Source organism: Westiellopsis prolifica IICB1 (genome assembly GCF_004323185.1).
Lineage (GTDB): Bacteria > Cyanobacteriota > Cyanobacteriia > Cyanobacteriales > Nostocaceae > Pelatocladus > Pelatocladus prolificus_A.
The window spans coordinates 2,620,120-2,628,429 of sequence record NZ_NAPS01000002.1 but is presented as its reverse complement, the minus strand read 5'-3'; the positions used below and the strand labels follow the sequence as shown (position 1 = coordinate 2,628,429).

6 protein-coding genes are annotated in these 8,310 nt (G+C 39.2%); 2 read left to right on the top strand and 4 right to left on the bottom strand.

Going from position 1 to position 8,310, the window contains the following annotated elements:
- Positions 1–81: 81 nt before the first annotated feature.
- The 3 genes from glmU to B4U84_RS25590 all read right to left on the bottom strand — a co-directional run bounded on the left by glmU (position 82) and on the right by B4U84_RS25590 (position 4,330).
- On the bottom strand, positions 82–1,467 hold the full coding sequence (gene glmU, locus B4U84_RS25600) for a bifunctional UDP-N-acetylglucosamine diphosphorylase/glucosamine-1-phosphate N-acetyltransferase GlmU (protein ID WP_131120963.1): 1,386 nt from the start codon (positions 1,465–1,467) through the stop codon (positions 82–84).
- Positions 1,468–1,552: 85 nt separating this feature from the next.
- Positions 1,553–2,725 (bottom strand): response regulator, encoded by a 1,173-nt coding sequence (locus B4U84_RS25595; protein WP_051040584.1) that lies wholly within the window; start codon positions 2,723–2,725, stop codon positions 1,553–1,555.
- Positions 2,726–3,358: 633 nt separating this feature from the next.
- Positions 3,359–4,330 carry a tRNA (5-methylaminomethyl-2-thiouridine)(34)-methyltransferase MnmD gene (locus tag B4U84_RS25590; protein WP_131120962.1) on the bottom strand — a complete coding sequence of 324 codons (972 nt, stop codon included), beginning with the start codon at positions 4,328–4,330 and terminating at the stop codon, positions 3,359–3,361.
- 160 nt (positions 4,331–4,490) lie between these two features.
- On the opposite strand from B4U84_RS25590, the gene B4U84_RS25585 reads away from it, so the two are divergent.
- Complete coding sequence (locus tag B4U84_RS25585; protein ID WP_044452659.1) at positions 4,491–5,306, top strand: sulfurtransferase; 816 nt, start codon at positions 4,491–4,493, stop codon at positions 5,304–5,306.
- A gap of 68 nt (positions 5,307–5,374) precedes the next feature.
- Here B4U84_RS25585 and B4U84_RS25580 read toward each other — a convergent pair whose 3' ends face one another.
- The gene (locus B4U84_RS25580; protein ID WP_131120961.1) at positions 5,375–6,811 is read right to left on the bottom strand and encodes a hypothetical protein; all 1,437 of its coding nucleotides are present in this window, start codon (positions 6,809–6,811) and stop codon (positions 5,375–5,377) included.
- A gap of 486 nt (positions 6,812–7,297) precedes the next feature.
- Between B4U84_RS25580 and B4U84_RS25575 the strand changes: the two genes are divergently transcribed.
- A partial coding sequence (locus B4U84_RS25575; protein ID WP_131121063.1) for a FecR domain-containing protein occupies positions 7,298–8,310 on the top strand: 1,013 nt, incomplete at its 3' end.

Below are 8,310 nucleotides of genomic sequence, written 5' to 3'. Positions count from 1 at the left end.
GGGGATTGGGGATTGGGGATTGGGGATTGGGGGGGGGGGGGGAATCTGTTAACTGCCAGCCATTCTTATAACCTGATATTATCAACTCGGGTTTTTTGGTTGGTAGTTTTGGGCTGAATGTTTTTTTGACACCCAACCCGGTTTCAGCACTTGGCGCTCACGAGCAATTACTAAGCAATCATCGGGGACATCTTCTGTAGCTGTGGAACCTGCTGCTACGTAAACATCATTTCCAAGAGTGATTGGTGCAACTAAGACAGTATTACAACCTGTACCAGTGCGATCGCCTATTTTAGTTGGATGTTTTTTGACGCCGTCATAATTAGCGGTAATAGTTCCAGCACCAATATTAACTTGATTTCCGGTTGTGGTATCACCCAAGTAAGATAGGTGAGCAACATTAGTACGTTCACCTAGTTTGGTATTTTTTAATTCTACAAAATTACCAATCCGACATTTAGCACCAACTTCTGCGTGTCCGCGTAGATGGGCATAAGGACCGATGCGGCTACCAGTTTGGACAGTACTATCTGTCACCACTGAATACATTACAGTAACATTTTCACTGATGTGACTATTTTCAATCAAACTACCAGGGCCAATGCGGCAACCCGTCTGAATTACCGTATTCCCACGCAAGTGAGTTTGTGGTTCAATAATTACATCTGAATGTAACTCTACAGTATCGTCAATCGTGGTACTGGCAGGGTCAATAATGGTAACACCTGCGATCATCCATTTTTCCTTAACGCGCCTTTGCAAAATTTCGTAGGCAGATGCTAATTGTAGGCGATCATTAATACCCAAAATTTCTTGGTCATCTTCCACATTTACTGCCATCACTGGAGAAACTTGAGTGACAGCATCAGTCAGATAATATTCTTTTTGAGCATTATTAGCTTGTAAATGCGGCAATACTTTAGCCAAATTTTCCCAACGGAAACAGTACACCCCCGCATTGATACAATTATTTTGTCTTTCGGCTGGAGTGCAATCTTTTTCTTCAACAATTTTCTGCACAATATTGTCATCGTCACAAAAAACTCGTCCATAGCCTTTGGGATTGCTCAGGTACGCAGTTAGGATAGTGGCGCTATTTTGTTTTTCTTGGTGTGTTCGTAGGAGATTTTGCAAAGTTTCCGTGCGTATTAAAGGCAGATCGCCGTTGAGTATCAGCAGATCGCCGCTATATCCCTCTAAGTAAGGTAGCAATTGCTGAATAGCATGACCTGTTCCTAGCTGAACACTTTGTTCTACAAACTCTAGATCGCCAATTGACAGCATCGCTGCTTTAACTTCTTCAGCCTGATACCCTACAATTACCATCTGTCGTGAAGGGGAAAGCGGTTGGACACTTTCGATCACTCTCTCGACAAGCGATCGCCCACCCAAAGAATGTAAAACTTTGGGGAGGTTAGATTTCATCCGTGTCCCACGTCCTGCTGCTAAAATTGCTACAACTACCATAATTAGCTATCAGCCAAGTGAATTGCGTTGATTGAGCTTGGTACTTTAAGATTCAGCCTCAAATCATACCACTAACAACTAACCACTATGGTTGATAACTGCGATTAAATTCTACAAACTGTTGCATCAGGTGAGGGTTGCGCCATCCTTTAGCAGTTTCTTCTTGCATGACAGCAAGTGCTTCTTCTGGAGAAAAAGCAACTTTATAAGGTCGCTCGCTAGTCAAGGCATCATAAATATCAATAATCTGAAATACTTGTGCTAGGTAGGGAATTTTTTCGCCTTTGAGTCCATCTGGATAACCCGACCCGTCCCAACACTCGTGGTGATGGCGAATAATAGGAATGACGCCTTGCATACTACGTAAAGGCTGGCAGATTTTTTCGCCAATTAAAACGTGCTGCTTCATGATCTTCCATTCTTCGGAAGTGAGTTTTCCTTTTTTGAGTAACACAGAATCAGGAATTCCTACTTTACCAATATCGTGAAGATAACCACCCCACATCAAATCCCGAATTTGATTACGTGAGAGATTTAAGTATTCACCAAAAGCTTTTCCCAGTGTTACTAGTCGTTCACAATGATCTCCAGTATTGGGATCGCGACTTTCAATTGACCTAGCTATAGAAAACAAAACTTGTTCTGCATGATCTAAATCTTCATTCAGACGCTTTTGTTTCACCAATGACTTGACACGCGCTGCTAACTCTATACGGTCAAAAGGCTTACTCAAAAAATCATCTGCGCCGACTTCTATACCCCGAATACGCGATCGCCGATCATTTAAAGCTGTGACAAAAATTATTGGTATAAGTCGCGTAGCTTCATCCTGCTTAAGTAACTGACATACTTCAAACCCATCAATACCCGGCATCATTATATCTAGCAAAATTAAATCCGGTTGGTTTTGAGTTACCAAATCAACCGCGCTAGAACCACTATCTGCTTCAATTACTTTATAGCCTTCCATTGCCAACAGGGCAACAGCAGTCATGCGACTGGCTGCATGATCATCTACGACTAAGACTTTAGGGGTATCTGAATCAAAACCATTCACTGTAGACCCTTTGTCTGGTTGTATTTTAAATTCCCGTGTATCGTAACCGACATTCACACAAGTTTTGATCCGACAAGAGGACAAGGCTTCTTTCTGTTCAATGTTCAGGTTTTGTTTAGATAACTCCCAAGAATAATTTTCTGCATTTGGTAATGCTACAGGATCATTGGAGTTTATTTTATTCACATTGTTTAGGTGGATTAAACTACCAAATAAGCTGATGTGCGCTTAGATTAAATATTCTTGCGTTAGGACTGTCCAGGGTCAACAGTCCAAAGTCCAAGCTAGTCTTTGACTCTGGACTGTTGACTTTTGACAACCTGCTCGCAAAATATACAATTTAAATGCATAACAGCTTATTTCTTTAGTTGAGACTGCAACCTTGGATGTCCATTGAATCACAAAGGCACTCCAATTTTCAAAATCATTTAACAAAATGAGTCTTCAAAAACCAGTGTAGTTCTTGAGTCTCTTTAAGTCTGCATTTTTCTCTGCATGATTTCCTTAAGCAAGCAATTTATTTTTTATAATTGCTATAAATATTTATCTAATTTTATTTTATTTCATTTTATTTCATAAAAATGAAATGTTGCTGCCCACAATTCCTAGTTGTATCAGCAGTTCAACTCGTGCAAATGTTAAATTAGGTTTTTTACAGATATTTCTTAACATGGTAGAGGCAAATAATGTCATTGTTTTTGACTTTTATTTCAAAATTAATAGGACTTACGCAAGTCCTATGATTATTACAAAAGTCTACACTATATAGGTAACAATTGTTACATTTCAGTAATACTTCTTTTTTTCGCACAGCATAGTTAAAATAATTGTATTTTAATTCACACAAATCTTAATTCTCTCTGAGTGCCAACGTTTTCGCCAACGAGATGTTGGTTCAAGGGAAGAAGCTTGTTGTTCTTGTTGTCGCCGCCTCAGTATAACTTCGGTAGAGTCTGTTAATTGAGGATCACGATAAGGAATAGCAGCACGAGTCTGTAAATGTTCTATTTCTGGCTGGGAGAGGAGTGGTAAAGACTTGGAAACTAACAGATGCGGTAATGCAGAGAATTTATCAACTATACTAGACCTGTCGTTGCGTCCCTCTGTCCCACTGTCCTCTTTATGGGCTGCAACAGTACCAGGCGATCGCCTTCCGACTGGTGGAGTCGAACCTATTTGTAATCCAGCTGCTAAAAGTGCTGTACGTACAGCCCCAGCACAAGAATATGTAGCTAAAATACCATCATTTTGCAAACACAAAGCCAGCCACTGCATAAATTCAATCGTCCACAATTGCGGACATTGGGGTGGTGAAAAGGGGTCAAGGAAAATAGCATCAGTTAGAAAACCGGATGCGTACACTTGTTGAATAGTGTTTCTAGCGTCACCAATGAGTAACATGGCTTTGAGACGATTTGTTTGTATTTTTTGCTCATAAGCTAGATTTTTTAGTATATTAATATACTCATAATTCCAATTTTCGTATAATTGATGAGCGATCGCACTTTGGGGTACAACAGTATTTATTTCTAAACCGATTACTTCTACATCACAATCAGGATTCACAGACCAAATTGTTTGCAAAGCAGCCGCTGTGTTGTATCCTAATCCATAACAAACATCCAACAGCCGCAACACAGATTTACACTTAGCTTTCACAACCAGTTGAGTAGGTTCAACAAACTTTAAAAAACTCTCTTGCTTGGCTCCATAATGGCTATGAAAAGACTCGCCAAACTCTTGAGAAAAAAAAGTGAAAGAACCATCTGCGGTAAGTTCAGGTGTAAAGTTATCTAATTCTGACATTATTTTTAGTGACTAGTTAGAGTTAGTAGTTAGTTTTTCTCCCTTCCCATGTCCCCCGTCTCCCCCGTCTACCCCAATCCCTAACCCCCACTCCCCACTCCCCACTCCCCAATCCCCAATCCCCAATGACCAATGACACTTGACCAATGACACTTGACCAATGACCAAAATCATCGTTTCTCGTGAATGGTTACTAGAACATCTTGCAGATCCACAAGTCGTAATAGTGGATTGTCGCTTTTCTTTGGCAGATCCACAACTAGGAAAACAGCAATACCAAACCAGTCACATTCAAGGTGCTTACTACCTAGATCTCAATCAAGATCTTTCTAGTCCTGTAGAAGAACATGGGGGAAGACATCCTTTACCTAATCTTGATCAATTAGCTGACAAATTATCAACCATTGGAGTAAATTTCCAAAAAACTCTAGTTGTAGCTTACGATGATTCTCACCTTGCTTTTGCGTCTCGATTGTGGTGGTTGTTGCGCTATCTTGGTCATGAACAAGTGGTGGTTCTAGATGGTGGTTTTAGCGAATGGCAAAAAGCCAACTACCCTGTTACAGATATCATCCCTCAACCTCAGCAAAAAGGTAATTTTGTTTATGCGCTGCAAACACAGATGGTAGTTGACCGTCAAATGGTCATCAATCGTAAAGATTTACCTGGAGTAGCTATAGTAGATTCACGAGAAAGCGATCGCTACCTCGGTATTCGTGAACCCATCGATAAAATAGCTGGTCATATTCCTGGCGCAGTTAACTATCCTTGGTTAGAAGTTACTGACAGCAAAGGTTATTTGCTTCCACCACAAGAACAAAGTCACCGTTGGTTACAGCTAAAACAAGCAGAGGAAATTATAGTTTATTGCGGTTCTGGCGTTACTGCGTGTGTAAATTTACTATCTTTGGAATTAGCAGGGATTCACACAGGTAAACTTTACGCAGGTAGTTGGAGTGATTGGATTAGTTATTAGTCAATGGTCAATGGTCAATGGTCAATCGACAAAATATTAAACTTTTGACAATTGACAATTGATGATTTTCAAAATCTACCAAGTTCTAAATTATAATTAATACCTAAAAACCAACCATCAAAATCTATATTGTTCTCGCTAGAGTTACCTAATGTGAAACCAGCTTGTACACTAACATTACTATTTTTAGATATTCCGTAATTTAGATGACCAAAGAATCGATTATATAAGTCTTCTCGTTCATATTGTGTAAAATTGGATAAACTAAATTGATAGTCAACACCAGCTTGGAGAGATCTGTGGAGATAATAATTCAGAGAAAGCCAGAAGAAATTAATGATTCGGTTACGGTCTTCTGGGGGATCGGTGAGACTAAGACGAAATTCATAAAAGCTATCTAGTGTGATTTTTCGTGATAAAATATCTCGCCGTCCCAAAGCTAGGCGTAGGACATTTTCACCCAAAAAGCGATCGCCATCATCAAAGTTATTATTATCTCTAGCATAAAAAAGCTGTTGATTACTCCAACCAATTTCACCATACATTTGCGGCGTAAATCTCTGCTGAAGATTGAGATTAAATCTCACCTGATTATAGTTATATTCTGATTGGTCTAAGTAACGAATTAAGTAACCATCAATAGATCCATTGATAAAAGTTTTTTTCCCCAAGGGAAGAGAAACAGTTCCAAGCGTTAGTCCAGAATAAATTAAGCTATCTTCAATAGGAACAACTGCTGATGAAAAAATGTTGCTGCTGTAAAAATAGCCAATACGAGCCAATAAATACCCTACAGGTTTAAATTGATTTGCTGGTTGTTCTATAGATGGAAGTTGTGGTTGTTCTTGGTTCGGTGTCACTTCTCGTAGTTTCAATTTACCAAGTTCTTCATCAAAACTTGATTCTGGTGAATTTGATTCTAGTGATGGTAGATAGTTACCCTTGAGACGCTGTATCAATCGTTGCAGTCTTTTTTCTCTTTCTGTCTCCGGTGTTTCCAAACTTTGTCCTATTTTTGTAGAGGAAGGTTTGGGAGTATAGGTTGGCTGAGTTTGTGACTGTGGAAGTTCACTTGGCTGTTCAATCTGAACAGGAGAACTTTTTGGTGTTGATTCTGGTTGCACAAAAAGTAATTTTTGCGTCCTCTGAGGGTATAATTCTAATGGTTCACCTGTAGAAAAGATAGCAGTAGTCGAAAATACAGGAACATTTTCTTCTTTTTCAGGGACTACATCGTTTGTTGGTACATCTACCCTGTCTGTCAAGCTTAGTGACCACAAAAGCTTTGATCTTGAACTTAAGCTTTTTGGTCGTAACTGCTGGTATCGTTGATTTGTAATTTGATCAACTGGCAAAAATGGAGCTTTTGCTCCTGAATTGTCTCCGAAATTACTCAAGCTTGAATTTGCAGCCTCTACCGCATCAACACTAATGAAATACCAGTTGACGCCACTAGAGGCCAACAAAACCTTGACTAAAAAATTTTTCCAGCCCTTGGGTTGCATACTAAAATCTGTTTTCTAAAAATTAGACCCATAAACTTCTTTAGAAGTTCCTGCCTAGTATTGAGTCAAATAACATTGACAGGTGGGAAAAGGGTAGACAGTTAAGAGAAAAGGTTTGATTTTAAAAATGTAACCCGTCTCGTAACCAAATTAACTGCGAATTTGAAATCGGTGAGGTAACATGAGGATTTTGTATTTTGAGCGACTTCTGTCATTGTAAATGATCATTGTATTTGATTCATTATTTATAAATAATGATATAATCTCCCTCCAGTGCTCTTCGCAGCAAAAATTTTCTGATAATATTTAAATAATTTTAGTAATCGTCAATTTGCATGTTTTTATCTATTGAAAAATTAAACATATTTCAACAAAAAATTATAAAAGAATCTTGCCATATTAGAAAAATTAAGAACCGTAAAGTTTTAATTTAAAAGCTTATTTTATACTGCTTTGGCTGTAGTGAAATTACCGAGGCTCCAAAATATGTTTCGTAAATTACTCCCATTCTTGGTGGCTACCTGCTGGGGAACTGCGGTGTTACCTTTGCCAGAACAGGCTACTGCTACAACACCTCTAACTAGGGCTGTGATCCAAAATCTTCATAATGTGGTACAGCTCATGCCCCACAAGCAACCTAAGCGTCGAGCACGCAAGTCAGATGCTATAATACCGGGGGATGGACTGTCTACTGGTAGAGCCTCTCTAGCAGAGTTGCGTTTTAATGATGGTTCTTTAGCAAGAGTTGGAGAACAAGCAATATTTCGATTCTTACCCAAAACACGGAATTTTCGCTTGACCAATGGTACTGTGTTGCTATTGATTCCACCGGGACAGGGACGAACACGGGTAAACACACCAAATGCAGCAGCAGCAATTCGCGGTTCAGCATTATTTGTCCGCTACGATGAGAAAAAAGATACAACAGTTGTAGCAGCACTAACAAATAGCGGTATTGAAGTTTTCAATAAAGATGGTTCCCAGGGTCGGGAACTAAAAGCAGGCCAAATGCTTGTTGTAGTAAAAGGTCAATTTCAAGGGTTGTACGATTTTGACCTGAGAACTTTTTATGAAACTAGCGATATAGTACGGGGATTGGATCTACCTCGACAACAACAATCAAATCCAGACCCAGCGATCGCAAAAGTTCAAGCTGAAACAGCCGAAGCTGTGAGTTCCCAACAACCAGTTACTGGCCAAAAAGTCATAGAAAATCCATCTTTTGTAAAGCTAACCCCTACTATTTCAGACTCTTCCAATAACACAGATAGCACAAAAACTTCTACAAACTCCTCTACAAACTCCTCTACAAACTCCTCTCGCACATCAGGACAAACCGGAACAAACACGACACAACAAAAGGATAGTAATAACCAACAAACTAGTACACAATCAACAAATAACACTAATAATTCCGACAACAATTCCAATAATCAAAAAACCACACAGACAAACACAACCGACCAAAATAATTCCAATAATCAAAAAACACCCACACA

Coding starts and splice junctions, on each gene's coding strand:
- glmU (WP_131120963.1), bottom strand. CDS start 1,467: ATGGTAGTTGTAGCAATTTTAGCAGCAGGACGTGGGACACGGATGAAA.
- B4U84_RS25590 (WP_131120962.1), bottom strand. CDS start 4,330: ATGTCAGAATTAGATAACTTTACACCTGAACTTACCGCAGATGGTTCT.
- B4U84_RS25585 (WP_044452659.1), top strand. CDS start 4,491: ATGACCAAAATCATCGTTTCTCGTGAATGGTTACTAGAACATCTTGCA.
- B4U84_RS25580 (WP_131120961.1), bottom strand. CDS start 6,811: ATGCAACCCAAGGGCTGGAAAAATTTTTTAGTCAAGGTTTTGTTGGCC.